Source organism: Bacillus sp. ISL-7 (assembly GCF_018613065.1).
Map to the genome: position 1 here is coordinate 15,561 of NZ_JAGGQW010000043.1, position 17,204 is coordinate 32,764.

The 17,204-nt window shown below is 38.7% G+C and carries 22 protein-coding genes; 9 read left to right on the forward strand and 13 right to left on the reverse strand.

Annotation, left to right across the window (positions count from 1 at the left end; all coding sequences use genetic code 11):
* Positions 1-125: 125 nt before the first annotated feature.
* A complete protein-coding gene (locus tag J7E66_RS17390; RefSeq protein WP_215002130.1) occupies positions 126-1,334 on the forward strand; it encodes a cytochrome P450 in 1,209 nt (402 codons plus the stop codon).
* 176 nt (positions 1,335-1,510) lie between these two features.
* On the opposite strand, the gene J7E66_RS17395 is transcribed toward J7E66_RS17390, so the two are convergent.
* Genes J7E66_RS17395 through J7E66_RS17430 form a run of 8 tightly spaced genes read right to left on the reverse strand, consistent with a single transcriptional unit; the run spans position 1,511 to position 7,218 of the window.
* Complete coding sequence (locus J7E66_RS17395) at positions 1,511-2,188, reverse strand: sulfite exporter TauE/SafE family protein (RefSeq protein ID WP_215002133.1); 678 nt, start codon at positions 2,186-2,188, stop codon at positions 1,511-1,513.
* Between the two features lie 57 nt (positions 2,189-2,245).
* Positions 2,246-3,070, reverse strand: coding sequence for an urease accessory protein UreD (locus J7E66_RS17400; RefSeq protein ID WP_215002135.1), 825 nt, complete (start codon positions 3,068-3,070; stop codon positions 2,246-2,248).
* A 1-nt stretch (position 3,071) separates the two neighbouring features.
* Positions 3,072-3,683 (reverse strand): urease accessory protein UreG, encoded by a 612-nt coding sequence (ureG, locus tag J7E66_RS17405; RefSeq protein WP_098262975.1) that lies wholly within the window; start codon positions 3,681-3,683, stop codon positions 3,072-3,074.
* 16 nt (positions 3,684-3,699) lie between these two features.
* On the reverse strand, positions 3,700-4,386 hold the full coding sequence (locus J7E66_RS17410; protein WP_215002136.1) for an urease accessory protein UreF: 687 nt from the start codon (positions 4,384-4,386) through the stop codon (positions 3,700-3,702).
* Complete coding sequence (gene ureE, locus J7E66_RS17415; protein ID WP_215002137.1) at positions 4,379-4,834, reverse strand: urease accessory protein UreE; 456 nt, start codon at positions 4,832-4,834, stop codon at positions 4,379-4,381. The genes J7E66_RS17410 and ureE overlap by 8 nt, the downstream gene beginning before the upstream one ends.
* 10 nt (positions 4,835-4,844) lie before the next feature.
* Positions 4,845-6,557: an urease subunit alpha gene (ureC, locus tag J7E66_RS17420; protein WP_215002138.1), complete on the reverse strand. Its 1,713-nt coding sequence runs from the start codon at positions 6,555-6,557 to the stop codon at positions 4,845-4,847.
* A complete protein-coding gene (gene ureB, locus J7E66_RS17425) occupies positions 6,554-6,892 on the reverse strand; it encodes an urease subunit beta (protein WP_251032978.1) in 339 nt (112 codons plus the stop codon). The genes ureC and ureB overlap by 4 nt, the downstream gene beginning before the upstream one ends.
* Before the next feature lie 23 nt (positions 6,893-6,915).
* The gene (locus J7E66_RS17430; protein ID WP_066250648.1) at positions 6,916-7,218 is read right to left on the reverse strand and encodes an urease subunit gamma; all 303 of its coding nucleotides are present in this window, start codon (positions 7,216-7,218) and stop codon (positions 6,916-6,918) included.
* A gap of 169 nt (positions 7,219-7,387) precedes the next feature.
* Between J7E66_RS17430 and J7E66_RS17435 the strand changes: the two genes are divergently transcribed.
* Complete coding sequence (locus tag J7E66_RS17435) at positions 7,388-8,350, forward strand: urea transporter (RefSeq protein ID WP_215002140.1); 963 nt, start codon at positions 7,388-7,390, stop codon at positions 8,348-8,350.
* Between the two features lie 98 nt (positions 8,351-8,448).
* On the opposite strand, the gene J7E66_RS17440 is transcribed toward J7E66_RS17435, so the two are convergent.
* The gene (locus J7E66_RS17440) at positions 8,449-9,879 is read right to left on the reverse strand and encodes an aminotransferase-like domain-containing protein (protein ID WP_215002142.1); all 1,431 of its coding nucleotides are present in this window, start codon (positions 9,877-9,879) and stop codon (positions 8,449-8,451) included.
* A 114-nt stretch (positions 9,880-9,993) separates the two neighbouring features.
* Between J7E66_RS17440 and J7E66_RS17445 the strand changes: the two genes are divergently transcribed.
* Both J7E66_RS17445 and J7E66_RS17450 read left to right on the forward strand, forming a co-directional pair.
* Entirely contained in the window at positions 9,994-10,908 is a 915-nt protein-coding gene (locus J7E66_RS17445; protein ID WP_215002144.1) for a DMT family transporter, read from the forward strand.
* A 242-nt stretch (positions 10,909-11,150) separates the two neighbouring features.
* Entirely contained in the window at positions 11,151-11,453 is a 303-nt protein-coding gene (locus J7E66_RS17450) for an MOSC domain-containing protein (RefSeq protein WP_374103860.1), read from the forward strand.
* Positions 11,454-11,526: 73 nt separating this feature from the next.
* Here J7E66_RS17450 and J7E66_RS17455 read toward each other — a convergent pair whose 3' ends face one another.
* Entirely contained in the window at positions 11,527-11,847 is a 321-nt protein-coding gene (locus tag J7E66_RS17455; protein ID WP_215002148.1) for a thioredoxin family protein, read from the reverse strand.
* 121 nt (positions 11,848-11,968) lie between these two features.
* Here J7E66_RS17455 and J7E66_RS17460 point away from each other — a divergent pair, with 121 nt between their 5' ends.
* The 3 genes from J7E66_RS17460 to J7E66_RS17470 all read left to right on the forward strand — a co-directional run bounded on the left by J7E66_RS17460 (position 11,969) and on the right by J7E66_RS17470 (position 13,817).
* Positions 11,969-12,883, forward strand: coding sequence for a LysR family transcriptional regulator (locus tag J7E66_RS17460; protein ID WP_215002150.1), 915 nt, complete (start codon positions 11,969-11,971; stop codon positions 12,881-12,883).
* 146 nt (positions 12,884-13,029) lie between these two features.
* The gene (locus J7E66_RS17465; RefSeq protein ID WP_215002152.1) at positions 13,030-13,374 is read left to right on the forward strand and encodes a hypothetical protein; all 345 of its coding nucleotides are present in this window, start codon (positions 13,030-13,032) and stop codon (positions 13,372-13,374) included.
* 275 nt (positions 13,375-13,649) lie between these two features.
* Positions 13,650-13,817, forward strand: coding sequence for an NAD(P)-binding protein (locus tag J7E66_RS17470; RefSeq protein ID WP_215002154.1), 168 nt, complete (start codon positions 13,650-13,652; stop codon positions 13,815-13,817).
* A gap of 277 nt (positions 13,818-14,094) precedes the next feature.
* Here the strand turns inward: J7E66_RS17470 and J7E66_RS17475 are convergent, their stop codons facing one another.
* Both J7E66_RS17475 and J7E66_RS17480 read right to left on the reverse strand, forming a co-directional pair.
* Positions 14,095-14,568, reverse strand: a complete 474-nt coding sequence (locus J7E66_RS17475) for a DUF4188 domain-containing protein (protein WP_215002156.1) — start codon at positions 14,566-14,568, stop codon at positions 14,095-14,097.
* A gap of 18 nt (positions 14,569-14,586) precedes the next feature.
* On the reverse strand, positions 14,587-15,126 hold the full coding sequence (locus J7E66_RS17480; RefSeq protein ID WP_215002158.1) for a PadR family transcriptional regulator: 540 nt from the start codon (positions 15,124-15,126) through the stop codon (positions 14,587-14,589).
* 260 nt (positions 15,127-15,386) lie between these two features.
* Here J7E66_RS17480 and J7E66_RS17485 point away from each other — a divergent pair, with 260 nt between their 5' ends.
* On the forward strand, positions 15,387-15,938 hold the full coding sequence (locus J7E66_RS17485; RefSeq protein ID WP_215002160.1) for a DJ-1/PfpI family protein: 552 nt from the start codon (positions 15,387-15,389) through the stop codon (positions 15,936-15,938).
* Positions 15,939-16,046: 108 nt separating this feature from the next.
* Here the strand turns inward: J7E66_RS17485 and J7E66_RS17490 are convergent, their stop codons facing one another.
* The gene (locus tag J7E66_RS17490) at positions 16,047-16,670 is read right to left on the reverse strand and encodes a histidine phosphatase family protein (RefSeq protein WP_215002162.1); all 624 of its coding nucleotides are present in this window, start codon (positions 16,668-16,670) and stop codon (positions 16,047-16,049) included.
* 159 nt (positions 16,671-16,829) lie between these two features.
* Between J7E66_RS17490 and J7E66_RS17495 the strand changes: the two genes are divergently transcribed.
* Positions 16,830-17,096 carry a hypothetical protein gene (locus tag J7E66_RS17495; protein WP_215002163.1) on the forward strand — a complete coding sequence of 89 codons (267 nt, stop codon included), beginning with the start codon at positions 16,830-16,832 and terminating at the stop codon, positions 17,094-17,096.
* The last annotated feature ends 108 nt before the right edge of the window (positions 17,097-17,204 follow it).

Below are 17,204 nucleotides of genomic sequence, written 5' to 3' on the forward strand. Positions count from 1 at the left end.
AAGTAACAAATTAGGAGGCCCTTTCAATCTTAGAATGTCCAGATGAGATAAATTTAAGAGTTTAACAGAGATGTGAGTTACACATCTCTGTTAAACGATCGTGATCGTATTTTAGGGGGCGTGACATGACAACCGATTTAAATCAAACCATACCATTTTCATTTACTTCTCCTGAGTTTTTTAAAAATCCTTATCCATTTTACGATAAGCTGCGTTCCATTCATCCGATCTATTGGGGAAATCTATTAAAATATCCAGGATGGTACGTGACAGGATACGAAGAGGCGATAGCGATTCTTAAAGATACTAGATTTAAAAATCGCACCCCGCTGCCTCAGACTTCAAAAAAATATGAGCGGCTAAAAAACACCCAAAATGACATGATGCTTTTTAAAAATCAACCAGACCATAAGCGGCTGCGTTTACTGGTTAGTAACGTATTTACTCCTAGAATGGTGGAACATCTTCGTCCTTATATCCAAGAAACGGTAAACGATTTACTGCAACAGTTTCAAAATAAGAAAACAATGGATGTGGTTTCCGATTTAGCGTTTCCTTTAGCAAGTCTCATTATAGCGAAAATAATAGGAGTACCTCAAGAAGAGCGATATCAATTTAGAGAATGGGCGGCAAGCTTAATTCAAACCATTGATTTTACCCGTTCGAGAAAGGCGTTAGACAATGGGAATGCAATTACTATAATCTTAAGGGATTATTTTAAAGAACTGATTAAAAGACGGAAACACTGCCCTGAAGAGGACCTTATCAGCTTGTTAATAAAGGAGGAACAGCAAGGGGACAGGTTAACAGACGAGGAATTATTGGCAACCTGCATTTTACTTGTTATTGCCGGTCATGAGACAACAGTCAATCTTATCAGCAATTCAATCCTTACCTTATTGAAACATCCTCATCAACTGATGGACCTAAAGGAAAAACCATTACTTATTGAAGGGGCGGTTGAGGAGTTTTTGCGCTATGAGAGTCCAACACAGATGACCGCTCGGATTGCTTCGGAGGATATCGAGATCCATCAAACAACTATTAAAAAAGGCGACCAGGTATATATCCTTTTGGGAGCTGCCAATCGCGATCCGAATAAATTCCATGATCCTCATTTATTCGACATAACGAGGAATCCGAATCCCCATCTTGCATTTGGATATGGCACGCATTTTTGTTTAGGTGCCCCGTTGGCACGGTTAGAAACACAAATTGCGATTAAATCACTCCTGGTTTGGAAAGACAACCTTCAATTAGCGGTTCCTGACTTGCAATGGCGAAAAATGATTGGGTTTAGATCGTTAAACGAACTGCAAATTATATTTGACTGAGTTAGGATTTAGAGATTGCATATTTGGAATAGTGAGTACGTACGGTAAAAGAAAACGGACACAAACTTGGACTAACCTAAGTAAATAAGACAATATATACGTTTATGAAGTGAATGTCTATAAAAAAGATCAATCCCTTATTAAAATGGATTGATCTTTTTATCAAATTCTAGCTTTTATATCCAAAGCTTAAAAAGTCCTTCATTAATTCCTAAATTATACATATAATAGATTCCAAACATGACACTTATTGCTCCTGTTATCAGGATAAGGCTGCGACTTAATTTAAAACGTTTCTTGCTCATTACAAATGGAATGCCGAGAATCGTTGTGAATATTAACATACCTATTGTTGTACCTACTCCAAATATAAAAATATACAAAACACCTTGCCAAACTGTGTCAACCGCGCTCATCGTAAGTAGTACCAATGCCGCACTTCCTGCAAGTCCATGAACAAATCCAATGAACAATGATTTAAAATAGGATACATCTTTCTTGTTCAAATGATCATTCTTTGAATGTTCTTCTTTTAGATGAGAGTGTTGTTTGTGCTTTCTAAATTTAAGTAAGCTCGTAATACCTAAATAGATAAGCATAATACCTACAAGAAATTCTAATGACATGGACCATTTATCCGACAAATCATTTTTCATTAGGATTAATATAATCCCAAGGATAAAAAGAGTGGCAGTATGTCCAATGCCCCAAAATACCCCTGCTAGAGAGGCATGCCATAACTTTTTGCTATTACTGGCAATAGTTGATACGGCAATGACATGATCAGGTTCAATTGCATGTTTAATCCCCAAAATGAACCCAAGTGCCAACACGGAAAACAAAGTAATCTCCATCAAGATCCTCCCTTAATTTCGATACCCTTGTTGAATACTGAATCCAAATTTTTCACCTTAATATTTTCTAAGAAAGCTTGGGGTTGTATCAAACCATTCATGACTAATCATATGATGGACATTCTTAAATATTCTTTCAATTTCCTGTGTTGAGTTTGCTAAAACCCGTACGGTAAATCCTTTAACAGCTAATTGGGATAATCCAACTTTATAGGTATTCGTTTCTGATTGGATCACATGATATAACCGATCCAGTAGCTCAGAGGTGGTTTGTTCCCCGATAACTAGCATAGAGCCCAAGTGAGAAAAACCTTCCATAAGTCCAATCGTTTCCACATTATGGTTTGCTGGACTTAACTTAATATGATCATAAGTCACAAGTTCATGATCCATGTATATTTCATTCATTAATTGAAGCCGGTCATAGCTAAATCTTTTCCCATCTGGAGACCAGCCTGGCGTAATGATATCTGAATAAAGAAACGTAGCGCCTTTTTCCATGTGGATAACATTTTTTTGTTTATATCGCGCTTGTCGATAGGCAATCAAAGGATCGGGAGTATACTCCAGAAAGCTGCCTTTCTTCAAAAAGATTTCCGTTTCCTGATATGCATGTGTATGGGGGGTTCTATACACTTTCGTAGCAGACTGTGTCGTTAATGTGAGTCTAGCCTGTTTCTCTAATGCAATTTGTATGCGGTATCGATCACCGTCTAAGTAGCCTCCCCCAGGGTTTAAAATATAATAGCAGACTTGTCCCGAATCGTTGTGATAAATAGGGCGCATTACTTTCAATGCGCCCTGGAAATATACACTTTTTGCAACTGTTTTTCCTTTTCGATTTTCAACAGCTAAACGTAATTCTCCTGTCCAACCTGTCATTCTAAGCCAATCCCTTTAAAAGGGTGTCCTGCTTGATCCAGTTGATGACTTCATCAAGCCCCGAATTATTTTTTAAATTTGTAAAGACAAACGGTTTATCGCCCCGAAAAACCTTAGTATCTGATTCCATTACTTCTAAGCTTGCGCCAACAAAGGGAGCTAAATCTGTTTTATTAATAATAAATAAATCAGATTTAATCATTCCCTGTCCGCCTTTTCTTGGAATTTTTTCACCTTGGGCTACATCAATGATATAGATAGAAAAATCAACTAACTCCGGGCTAAATGTGGCCGCAAGATTATCTCCTCCACTTTCAACAAAAATAAGTTCAACATCCGGATGTTTCTCTTTTAATTCATCGATGGCTGCAAAATTCATTGAGGCATCTTCGCGGATTGCTGTATGAGGGCATCCACCTGTTTCAACACCGATGATACGATCAGAAGGTAAAACTCCATTTTGCATAAGGAATTTAGCATCTTCCTTTGTATAAATATCATTTGTCACAACTGCCATGCTAATTTCTCCATCTAAATCTCGGGTAATCTTCTCAATTAACAATGTTTTTCCTGCTCCAACAGGACCGCCTACGCCAATTTTTATCGGTTCCATTTCAACACGTCCTTTCCTAAGACATAAAAATACGAATATTCACACGCTCATGCATCATTTGCGCTAATTCTAAACCTGGAGACACAATTCCAAAATCCTCTTCGTCCAAAAGTTGAATTTTTTCGGTTGCCTTGGCTAAAGCAGCTTGGAACTCTTGAATGATTTTTTGCCCGGCTGTTTGACCTAACGGAATGGCACGTACCGCATTTTGAACTAGACTTGACACGGTAGAATATAAATAATAGAGCGTTGTGTTTTCTTGTGAAACACCAAGATGATGACCAATCATCGTAAACACAATGGCCGGATGTCCAAAAGATTTCTTTTGATGGATTCGTTCTCTATATTGGGCAAGTAATGGATTCTGATATAAAGATTCCACAAGCTTTAACATCCGTTCACCCATTCTCTGTGACCCATCTCTTGTTTCTCGTGGTAAATTCTGAACCATTAACAACCGATCTATTTTCCAAACCTTTTCCATCTCGTTATTTTCTAATGATTCATAGACAAGACGAGTTGCCAGCCCATCTGAATAGACGAGCTGCTCATTTAAATAAACTTGAAGCCACTGGGCAAACGTGGCTTGATCGTGTACGATATTTTCCTGAATATAACTCTCTAAGCCATATGAATGACTAAAAGCACCTGTTGGAAAGTTAGAATCACAAAGTTGAAACAAAGACAGTGTTTTGTCAATCATGACTATGACCGATATGCCGAAATGCTTGCTTTACTTTCCTATCTTCGCGTTTAAAAGGGATTTGCAACTCCTGCAGCAATTCTTCCACTAGGTAATCATATTGTACGAGCATGTCATCCTCTTCAAATTGCGCTGGAAGGTGGCGATTTCCCAATTGATGAGCAATCGTCCCCATTTCCTTCAAGGAACGCGGGCTAATAACGAGTACATCATCTGATACAACATCCACAATAATCATATTTTTATCATCCATAAATAAAACATCACCAGCCACAAGATCACGTGGATTTTTTAGTCGAATCCCTATTTCTTTGCCGTGGTCTGTTGTCACTCGCTGAATTCGTTTCACTAAATCAGAACTTTCTAGATATACCTTTTCCTTATGTCGTTTTAAAAGTTCTTCCATTTCCATTTCTTCTATATTCGTTACAATACTTTCAACAATCATTGTTTTCACCTCAAAATAAGAAATAGCGTTGTCCCATTGGTACTTCGTCAACAGGATCACAGGTAATCAGTTCCCCATTTACTTTTACTTCATATGTTTGGGGATCTACAGTAATTTCAGGAGTTTCGGAATTAAGCTTCATATCCTTTTTTGTTAATTTTCGAATTCCGTGAACAGGGAGAATGATTTTTTCCAATCCCAATTTCTCATGTACTTTGCCATCAAAGGCTGCTTGAGAGATAAAGGTAATCGAGCTTTTAGACAGGGCTTTCCCTATTGAAGCATACATCGGTCGATAAATAATCGGCTGTGGTGTCGGAATGGATGCATTGGCATCACCCATTAAGGCTTGAACAATAAAGCCATTTTTTAAAATGAGTTCAGGTTTCACACCGAAAAACGCTGGATTCCAGAGCACAAGATCAGCAATTTTCCCTACTTCTATAGAACCAACATGATCAGAAATACCATGTGTAATCGCTGGATTAATGGTAAATTTGGCAATATATCGCTTTACTCGGTTATTATCTGAATACTCGCTGTCACCTTGCATAGTTCCTCTTTGTTTTTTCATTTTATCTGCAGTTTGCCATGTACGTAAAATAACTTCCCCAATCCGTCCCATTGCTTGTGCATCTGAGCTGACCATACTAAATACTCCCATATCTTGAAGGATATCTTCTGCTGCAATTGTTTCCTTTCTAATTCGGGAATCAGCAAAAGCGATATCTTCTGGTACAGCAGGGTTCAAATGGTGGCAAACCATCAGCATGTCTAGATGTTCATCAATCGTATTCACGGTATAAGGCAAGGTTGGATTCGTAGAGGACGGAAGAACATTCATGAATCCAGCCGACTTGATTAAATCAGGAGCATGACCACCCCCTGCACCTTCCGTATGGTACATGTGAATAACCCGATCCTTAATGGCTGCCATTGTATTTTCCACAAATCCCCCTTCGTTCAAGGTATCGGCATGAAGGGCTACTTGTACATCAAATTTATCAGCTACTCTAAGTGAATGGTCAATAGCCGAAGCGGTAGCTCCCCAGTCTTCATGAACTTTAAGACCAATGGCACCTGCACGTATTTGCTCCGCAAGCGGTTCTTCTGCTGCAGCCTGGCCTTTCCCAGTAAAACCTACGTTAATGGGCAATCCTTCAGCAGCTTCGAGCATCCGATGAATATTCCATTCACCAGGAGAAACGGTTGTTGCTCTGGACCCTGCAGTTGCACCGGTTCCTCCTCCAATCAGAGTGGTCACACCGGAGGTAAGTGCTGTATCTACCTGAGCCGGGTTAATAAAGTGAACATGTGTATCAATTCCACCGGCCGTTACAATCATTCCCTCACCGGCAATAATTTCAGTGGAGGCTCCAATCACAATATCGACACCATCCATGACTAATGGATTCCCTGCTTTTCCAATTGCAGCAATGACCCCATCACGAATACCAATATCAGCTTTATAAATTCCGGTATAATCCAAAATGACGACATTTGTAATCACTACATCCGGTATCCCATCTCCACGAGTGACAAGGGGATGCTGCCCCATACCATCTCGAATAACCTTCCCGCCGCCAAAGACGACTTCCTCGCCGTAAGTTGTAAGGTCTTTTTCAATTTGAATGATTAAGTTCGTATCGGCTAAACGAATGGAATCACCTGTTGTTGGTCCGTACATTTCGGCATATTGTTTTCTCGTCATTTTAAAGCTCATTGATTAGACCCTCTTTCAATGGAACCATCTGTTTTATTGTTAAATCCATATACTCGACGTTCTCCACCATAGGGAATCAATTCTACTTCTTTCTCATCGCCAGGTTCAAAACGAACGGCAGCACCTGATGGAATGTTCAAACGTTTCCCGAACCCTTCTTCTCTATTAAATTGGAGAGATTCATTTACTTCATAAAAGTGAAAATGAGATCCGATTTGGACGGGACGGTCGCCGGTGTTGGTTACAGATATCTTTGATGTCGTTCTTCCAGCATTACAAATAATATCTTCTTCCTTTAAAAATAGCTGTCCTGGTTCCACTTCAATGTGTTCCATAAAGTTAAGCCTCCTGTTCATTCTTATCGAATTGGATCATGTACAGTTACCAGTTTGGTTCCATCAGGAAATGTAGCTTCTACTTGAATATCGTCAATGATATCTGGAATGCCATTCATGACATCTTCGCGAGACAAGATTGTTGCGCCAAATTCCATTAATTCGGCAACCGTTTTTCCATCCCTTGCACCTTCTAGTACTTCATAAGTAATTAGCGCAACAGCTTCTGGGTAATTTAATTTTAAGCCCCTTTCTTTTCGTCTTTTAGCAAGATCCGCAGCAACGACAATCATGAGCTTATCAATCTCACGAGGTAATAATTGCATGGTAAACCTCCTCTTTTTCATATAATTACCAAATGTATTTTTCTTAATTAAGAAAATACTAATATGTAGTCATCTTTTAGAAAAGCAAACATAAATAGCTTTTCCATATAGATTTGATTTAATCTTTTATTTTTTCATTTAGAAATTTTTTTAAGGAGAAGTGTTGTCGATGCTAAAAGACAATAGTATATATTTGCCAGAGGAGGCTTACTTATCAAGGAGGGAGTTTCCTTCAATTATTTTGGCGTCGCTGAAAGGGGTCTCTCAAGTCATCTTTATTGAGAATGCTGTTTCTGGTGTCCTTATTCTAATCGCTATTACTCTTTCATCTTATGAATTAGGAATTATTGCTTTTTTGTCTTCTCTTATCGGTACATTAATCGGAAAAATAGGCGGGGCAAATGAAAAAAGTGTAAATTCCGGTTTATACGGGTATAATTCTGTGCTAACAGGCATTGCCCTTACATTATTTTTAACTGGATCTTCTCGGTGGATTATTGCTTTAGTAGGGGCACTTATTGCGGCGATCTTTGCAGCTATGATGGTCCATTTTATGAAAAATGCTGCACTTCCTATTCTTACGATCCCTTTTATCATCCTGACTTGGTTTATGCTATTAGTTTCTTACCGATTAAAAGTATTCCAATTAAGTAACACCTTAGTTCCTCAAAGTTTATCGCACTGGAAACTAGATATTGAAGGTGAGGTAAATTGGACGGATGGAATTTTTAATGGAATTGGACAAATATTTTTTCTGGATAATATCCTATCTGGAGTGTTGCTGTTTATTGCTGTTTTTTGGGCAGGATGGAAACTCGGTCTTTATGCTGTAGTAGGAAATGCGGCTGCTTTGCTTACAGCTTACGGACTTGGAGGGGAGCACTCATTAATTATACTAGGGCTATATGGCTACAATGCAATATTGGCATGTATGGCAGTAGCAACTGTATTTAGCACTGAAGATAATCGATTTAAGAGTATTTCAGGGATTGCAGCTGCTTGTTTAACAGTCCCACTTACTGCTAGTACCAGTACCTGGCTTTTACCATATGGTCTTCCTGCCCTAACTATGCCTTTTGTCCTTATTACTTGGCTTTTTTTAGGGGCGAGAAAAGTTTTGCCAACATTGTAACTACGAAGGATTGACCTTTTGAGTGATTTTGTGGGACAGTCCATCAACTGTCACCTTTTTATTTTCCAATGTTATTAAAGAATTCCACGGGGACGGTTCTAATTAGGGAAGTGTAGATCACCAGAGCGGTCCCCCTGGTTTCCATCTACTAAATTGATAAATTTCCTTATTCCTTTACGGATTTGTTCTTCATTAGCATAGGAATAGCTTAAGCGCACCCATGAGGATGGCTGGTTTAATGGATCACAAACACGACCAGGAACAATGGAGATTGATTGTTGAAGGCATTTAACTAATAATTCATCTGTCGATTGATGGTTGGAAAGCCGTACCCATAAGTTTAAGCCACCATCTGGGCTGGTCCAGTGCAAATCTGTTACCGCTAGTTCTTTCTCCATGATTTCCTTTCTTATTTGTAAGGCAATTCGTAGTTTTTCAACGTGTTGTTGCAGTCTGGGTGATGAAAAGTAATGAAGGAAAATCTTTTGATTCAGGAGTGGAGATCCGTTATCAGCTAGTGATTTCACCCCTAGGAGTGGTTTCATAATGGATGATTGTGCATTTACTACCGCAATTCGTAGTCCAGGTGAGATATATTTGCAAAAGCTCCTTACATAAATCACGATTCCAGATGTGTCATAGGTGTAAAAGGGAGGAGGCGGCTCTTGGTCAAAATAGATGTCGTGATAGGCGTTATCTTCGATTAAGAGACAGCGATATTGCTCAGCTAATTGGACTAATTGCTTTCTTTGTGCGGCTGGGACCGTGTATCCAGTTGGATTATGGAAGGTTGGATTCATATAAAAGAGTCGTGGCTTGTATTTTTTCATCATAAATTCAACATGCTCTAAATCGTATCCGTCAGGTTGGATGTCCACGGTTACAATATTTGCTCCTTGTGCTCTAAAAGTATCAATTGCGGCACTATAGCTTGGCTGTTCCATTAAAATGGTGTCTCTTGATTTAACAAAAGCTTGAGCAATGAGGTAAATCGCTTGCTGAGAACCAGTCGTGATTAACAGGTTATCCGCTGTCGTAATCGTTTTATACTGGTTAATAAAATATTCGCACAGTGCTTCCCGCAGCTCCTTGTCCCCTTGAACGGTTGAGTAGGTTGCCAGTACTTTGGGATAGAGATCAAACACTTTTTTTACGTAATCGGATAAAAAGAGATTAGGCAAGAGGCTGGGGTCAATTAACGCCTGTGAAAAATTATAGGAAACCGGAACTTGATGAATCTCGGATAAGTGATTTTTTTGTGCGTATGCTGAAATAAGAGGATTCTCTAGATTTTCAAATTTCGCTCTTCCACTTAATTGAACATAATATCCTGATTTATCTTTGACATATACTTTATTTTGTTGTTTAAGCAACTGATAGGCTTTTAAAACCGTTAATCGATGAACATTCATTTCCTCAGCTAATTTTCTTACAGAGGGAAGCTTATCCTCTTCCTGCCACTCATTGCGTTCAATCCGGTGTAAAACATAATCATAAACTTGTTTAAATAGATAATCACCATTGGTCATGTCCTTCCCCCATTTCTCCTTGATTGTACCACGATTCCTTATTGAACTGTTCTATTGATGATAATCTGTTCTATCCCCAACCTCCTATAATGGATAAAAAAGGAGGAATTGTTAATGGTGATGATTGGTTATTTGTTCATGTGTTTGATTTTTGGTACGACCTTTTTAGCAATAAAAATAGGGATAGATGCAGGTATTCCACCCTTTTTCTCTGCTGGACTTCGGTTTTTTATTGCAGGTTTTATTCTTTTTGGGTTCATGGTCTTGCGAAGAAAAACCACGATAGGTTTGTTATTTCGTAAGGAAATGCTGATTACAGGGATCGGTTTAACCTTTGGGACGTTTGCAACTTTATATTGGGCAGAACAATATGTGACGTCTGGTGCAGCCGCTGTGCTATCGGCTACCGGTCCGATGATAATTTTATTGATCCAAACGACCATATTGAAGAAGAAAGTGAATCAAATTTCTTTTATTGGATGCCTTGTAGGTGTTGTGGGAGTTGCTCTTCTCATTTTGCCAAGCTTTACTCTTCAGGGGGAACGGTACTGGTTAATGGGGTGTCTCTTGATTGTCATTGGCGAGGTATTTTATGCTTCTGGGGCCATTTATTCAAAACATGTGATGGAAAAATTTGAATCAGCTTCCCCCATTGCATTAAATGCAGCCCAAATGATGCATGGGGGAATCTTACTCATTCTTTTGTCTCTTTTTACAGAGGATATACAGTTTACTAGCTTGACTAGTACAGCATCCATAGGCTCGTTTCTTTATTTAATAGTTTTTGGCTCAATGATAGGTCATACTCTTTTTTACTGGCTAGTCTCGAGGACCAATCCTGTTTTTCCGTCTACCTGGCTTTTTATTTCTCCTCTCATTGCTATGGTACTAGGTGTTTTGTTTTATCGGGAATATCTTTCTTGGGAATCAGGTATAGGTGCTTTAACGGTTATTTTGGGGACGATTCTGGTGCAGAGTGGCAATCGCCAAAGAATGGTGCCTGTCACCACCCGAAGTATGACGAAATAGACCTTAGATCGGATTGTACTTGAATCCGGTCTTTTCTTAATATAGAAATAGGTGAAAAATTCCGTTTTATCCTTCTACTATAATAATGGTTAAATATGAAACGTTTTAACTAGTAAAGCAGATTCAAGACAGTCGATGTATCCAAGAGGAACAGAGATACTGAACCGGCGTCAAATAACAATAGTTTCTGTAGATGAATTATACCGGATTGCAGAAGAATTAGGGGGAGACTCGGGCTTCCAGTGTGGTTAGGAGCAAATCTCTTGGTAAAAGAATTTCCGGAATTAACCAAGCTCACCATTGGGTCACGGATCCTTTTTCCAAGTGGTGCAGGATTAATATGTATGGGAGAAAACCAGCCTTGTACGCTACCTGAGGATGAAATCCAAAATCATTATGAAAACCATGAGAAGTTGTCTTTCCGTTTTGTGCGTGCAGGTTATAAGCGACGGGGGATCGTATGTGCAATAGAAAGACCCGGGGAAATTCACGAAAATGACCAAGTTAAAATTTGGATTAATGATTTTGCCAATCCGATGCAATAATGAGAATGATAACTTTGATAGATAGTAAACCATGAGGCAGCTCAGCAGCTGACTCATGGTACAAAAGCAATCATTATTCTATTAATCCATACTTTTTTAATGATTCGATTAGCTGGACTTTAGGTTGAAATCCAGTGATCCTCCCAACAAGCTGGCCATCTTGAAAAAGCAATAATGTAGGGATTCCCATTACCTGAAACTCGCTGATAAACTCCGGATTATCATCCGCATTCACTTTTACAATTTTTAGATCAAATTCTAGATCGATTTCCTCCAATACGGCTCCAATCAACCTGCAAGGAGGGCACCATGGGGCCCAGCAATCGATTAGCACCCACTTGCTTGTTTGGATTTCCTTAAGAATTACCTGTCCCTCTGCCTGTAAAATGCTCATGAACTATCTCACCTTTCTGTTCGTCGTTGATTGTAGTATATGATGAGGTATAATATAAGTAAAATTAATACTTTGAATATTATACATAAGTAAAATCTAATGTATGGAAATGAGGAATCCTATGACTCTATTTCAATTAGAGGTTTTCTTAAAGGTAGTGGAAACAAAAAGTTTTACAAAAGCTGGTGAGCAAATCGGCCTCTCACAATCGGCAGTCAGTCAAGCGGTAGCAGCATTGGAATCAGCGCTAAATATAAAATTATTAAACCGGCACAGGACTGGTGTCAGTTTGACGGAAATCGGCAAACGAATCGCGAGCTTAGTTAGAGATTTAATCATGATTAAAACAAAGATCATTAATGAGGCAGCTGGAATCACGGGACTTGAAACGGGAACGGTTAGAATCGGAAGCATTTCGGGCATGTCAGCCAAACTACTGCCAGGAATGATCAGCTCATTTAAAAAACGGTTTCCCGGTGTAGAAGTAGTGCTCTATGAGGGGAATTATGAAGAGATGAGAAATTGGATTAAATTGTCAGTCGTGGATGTTGCCGTGGTCACGGAAGAAAAGCATGAATTCGAATTTTTTCCATTACTGCAGGATAAAATGGTCGTTTTTGTACCAGAAACCCATCCACTGAGTCATCAATCATCTATCGAAATAAAGGATATCGCCAGTGAACCTTTCATCATGCCAAAAGAATGTGGTCATGTCATCCGGGCGATCTTTAAGGAACAAGGTTTCTCACCTAAAATTCAATTTGAAGTCAGTGATATCGCTACTATCATCGCAATGGTTCAAGAAGGGGTTGGAAATACGATTCTTCCGGAGCTGGCCATCCCCTCCACCTTGTCCAAGATCACTGCTTCCTATTTAAGCCCGCAAGTGTACCAAAATTTAGGGCTTGAGGTCCGTTCAACAGAGTATACAAGCCCTGCGATAACAGCATTTATTCATGAGGCACAAGAATTCACTAAGAATTTATCATTGGAATTGTTTAACAGCTATCATTCCGTCATAGTAAAAAAAAGATAATGGATTTCATGCTTGCAGCCAAGTTAATTTTTTAGACTCCCTGACATAGAAATACAAACCCATAATTAATATAAGGATGTGAAAGGTAATCATTCCAATAAGTTTAGGGGGCGCTGAAAATAACGGGAGCAAGCAATAGGCATATCTTGTCAACTTTTCAAGCACTTGTTCAAGCTATTATTCCAGCAACTACTTATTTTTCAAAACCTTTTCAAACAGCGGGTGCATTGGAATTAAGAGTTTATGAGTATGTTATTTGGATCTTGGATCATTCAATTGCTCTTCCGGTAAAAAAGCAGCTAAATTTAGTCAATAACCCCATGTCAAAAGCAACGGCTGAATTGCTGGACTCAGGGGCTGCACAATTTATTCGGACGGGGCAGATTCAATATCCTTTTAATGTGTATGCATTTCCTGGAGGAGGTCCGTTCACAACGCTATCGCCAATTGACCGTTTAAACCATTTCCCTAATAGAGCGGCTGGAAATTAATTTTGAAACCTTGAATCTACCTTATCAAAACAACCCCGGGCTTATTCGGAATATGATGGATGTACTCAATCAACTCACCCAATTTGGCCTCTATTCGGAATGGCCGGGATACGGTACGACACGTTTGTTTTCGCCTGAATATAGAAGAGTCGAATATTTTCACATGGATGGATCCAGACCCAATATCCAGGTCCCTCAAACGGATATCGTGATTTTCGCGGGTGCTTAGCATCTTTGCCGCATAAGAAGGTGAAGGACTAACGGAAAATCAGTACGTGATTGTCATTGGAGCAGGCGGAGGCGGGGCCGTTACCGCGAAAGAACTGGGAGAGATGGGACTAAAGGTTTTGGTTCTAGAGCAGGTCCTTGGTATGGTAACAAAAAATGGCCCTATTCAAATCAAAAGCCCGGAGCCAGATTCAGTTCGTCACCTGAAGATTTAGATGTAAGGCTCCATAAACAATTATTAAACAAGTTTGAAATGAATATGAATGATATGGTTTCCGGCAGGTTTCGGTGGGGACCTGCGGACCAAAGCCTTTTACTGCAGAAGATCGGGAGCAATTTAGGAGGCTTTTTAAACAAATTATTTCTCAATATGAATAATAATGGCGAACAGTGACAGGTACTGTTCGCCTTTTATGGTTTATCTAATATAAAGGCACGTGTGGAACATCATTGTGAAACAAGAAAATCCGGGGGTTGACAGGCACGGAAACACTAATGATTTAGTCGTTTTTTAGCTGAATTTCGTTCTGAAGTAATTGGAATATGTTTCAGTGCTTTACCTAAGCCGTAGTGGGGCATATTTCCATATATAGATTCATAAGATCCATTTCTTATTTGATAGGTTTCGTGGTAAATTCCAACAGCATCATTGTTTCCTACCTTTTTATTAAAATTTTCCCATGCACTCAAATGCTTCTCATTTTTTGCATAAGCGTGTAGGTCTTCCATTGAACGCCAATATTGGATCAATGCAGTCGTTCTAAGTCCAAAATAGCTTTCCATCGATAAAAATCCCAATTCATCTTTGTTCGTATAAAGCTCCTTAATCATTCCAGGCATTGCATTAAATACTGGTAACCACTTATGAAGTGCAAATCGCTTGTTAACTCTCATTCCAATGATAAAAACGACAATATCCTCTGTATTCTCAGTGGTATAACGCCCAGTATAGATATGTTTGGCCATTACTAATCTCCTCCTTAGTTAAAAACTCTCAAGAGTAAACTCGCACCAGTCCATGGCAGCCTTCGTGGTCCTTTTTCCATAATCTAATGTAAACAACCAATACATTGAATCCTCCTCGTTATCTTTGTGATTAACAATGGCCAGTTCGATCGATAAGTAAGTTTGGTAACGCTCTTCTAACTTTTTCTTGTAATTCTCTAGAAGCAAGACCGTCTTTTCTCTGGACTGATAGCGGCCAAAAAACAATTTGAGCAAAATTTCATTTCGTTCAACAGGAAGTTGTTCTATGGGATGTTCCAACCAATTTTTTAAAGTTTCTATTCCTTTTGAAGTGAGGAAGTACTCATTTCTATCCGGCTTTCCTGGGTTTGATGAAGTACGAACTTCTGCTAATCCCTCTTGGACGATTAATTTAAGAGTTGGGTATATTTGACCGTAACTTATCTTCCAGAAATGATTTAAGCTCTGATCAATGAGCCGTTTAATGGCGTAACCAGATTTGCAGTCAGTGGTTAAAATTCCTAAAATCGCATAGAGTGTATCGTTATAATTTTTCAAATGTCCTCACCTATCTAAAAGATATATAATCTTTAGATATATATTATTAAATAAACTAAAAAATAACAAATTAATTTTCAGAATAGAAAAAATAATTAAAACTTGTTATAAATGGACAAAAAAACTAATCAATCGTTTTGATTTTTCATGAGTAATATTAATAGAACTATTTAATTTTGAATTTAAGGAAATTATTAGAAGCATTATGAATATATAAATAAAGGCAATAGCCTAATTTTTTAACAGGGGGAGTTTTTTAAGTGTCAAAAAAAGTTTTAATCCTAGCAGGAGATGCTGTAGAGGCATTGGAAATTTATTATCCGTATTTTCGTTGTCTTGAAGAAGGCATCGAGGTACAAATAGCAGCACCATCAAAGAAGAAGCTGCAAACAGTAGTCCATGACTTTATTGGATGGGATACTTATACGGAAAGCAAAGGATACTTAATTGAAGCACAGTTAGCTTTTGAAGATGTAAATCCGGACGAATTCGATGGGCTCATTATTCCAGGAGGACGGGCTCCGGAATACATTCGCTTAAATGAAAATGTTCCAAAAATCGTCGCGCACTTTTTTGAAGCAAATAAACCTGTGGGGGCCATTTGTCACGCAGGTCAGGTATTAACAACCGTTCGTCAATATTTGGAAGGTCGAGAATTGACCGCCTATATCGCTTGTAAGCCGGATGTAGAAGCAGCAGGGGCAACCTATATAACAAATCCGCTCCATGTTCAAGGTAATCTCGTTTCTGGGCATGCATGGCCAGATCTTCCGGGGTTCATGAAAGAGTTTATTAATCTGTTAAACCAATAAGACTATGACTATTATCTGATTATCACTTAGTTAACTATAACTAGAAATAAGACATAATGGATACAGATTCAAGGGGCAGCTTGAGGAGTGGGCTGCCCTTTATTTTAGTTAGTATTTATCTCGAAAAGAAGTGTCAGCAATCCTGTCTACATAAAATTCACCGTTCAAATAATTGATTACAGAGACACTGCAATTATCATGGTGAGGATAACCGCCCATTTTTGCTAATTGCATTAAGTAGTTGCCTATTGTTACCCCATGTGAAAATACTAGGACATTTCCACCCTCATTTTTATGCTTATGAATGATTTCATCGATAGCAGAGCTTGTTCGTGAAAATAGCTGTAAATAGGATTCCCCTCCAGGTGCTGACATATTTAAATCGTTAAGACTAAATAATGTCTCTAGGATATTCCCATATTGAGCTAGAATTTCCGTTTGTAATAGGGATTCCAAAACACCAAAGTTCATTTCCTTTAGACGTGGATCAGTAATGATGGGGATGTTTCGATGGCCAATGGCATACCTAGCCGTATCTACTACTCTCTGGCTTTCACTTGCGTATACTGCTTTAAATTCTATTTCAGATAAACCGATTCCTACAGATTTAGCCTGTTCAATTCCTTTATCTGTAAGTGGTGAATCACAAAATCCCTGTAATCGCTTCTCTACATTAAAATGGGTCTCCCCATGCCGAACAAAATAAAGCTTCACTTCTTTTTCAGAGGACACGCGTAAACACCTGCTTTGTATTGGAATTAATTGATTGATAAAATAAATTTTACCACACCTTTCGAGTAGTTTGTAATTAAATACACCAAGCATTTCCAGTCCAACCTAGGTTGTGAGGTATTATTTTTAGGAATTGTTTGTACGAAAGTGAGTTTTCTTTTGAAAAAAGTCTGGGCAAACATAAATGCGGTATTAATTGCAGATAATCCAAAGGCATTTGTAACTAGAAGAATATCAGAAGCAAATCTTGAGTCTGGGGGGATTCGTGGGGTTCGCCACTTTGGAATTAACAGTAAGGCTGATTCAAGGCAACCGATGCATCCAAGTAACAGGCGAACAGTGACAGTACTGTTCGCCTGTTATTTGTTATATAGATTAAAGTTGTTCGTGGAACATCGTTGTGAAACAAGAAAATCGGGGGCGTGACAGGCACGGAAACTCAATGGTTTAGCCGTTTTTTAGCTGAATTTCGTTCTGCAGTAATTGGAATATGTTTCAGTGCTTTACCTAAGCTGTATATAAAGAAGGTAGGAA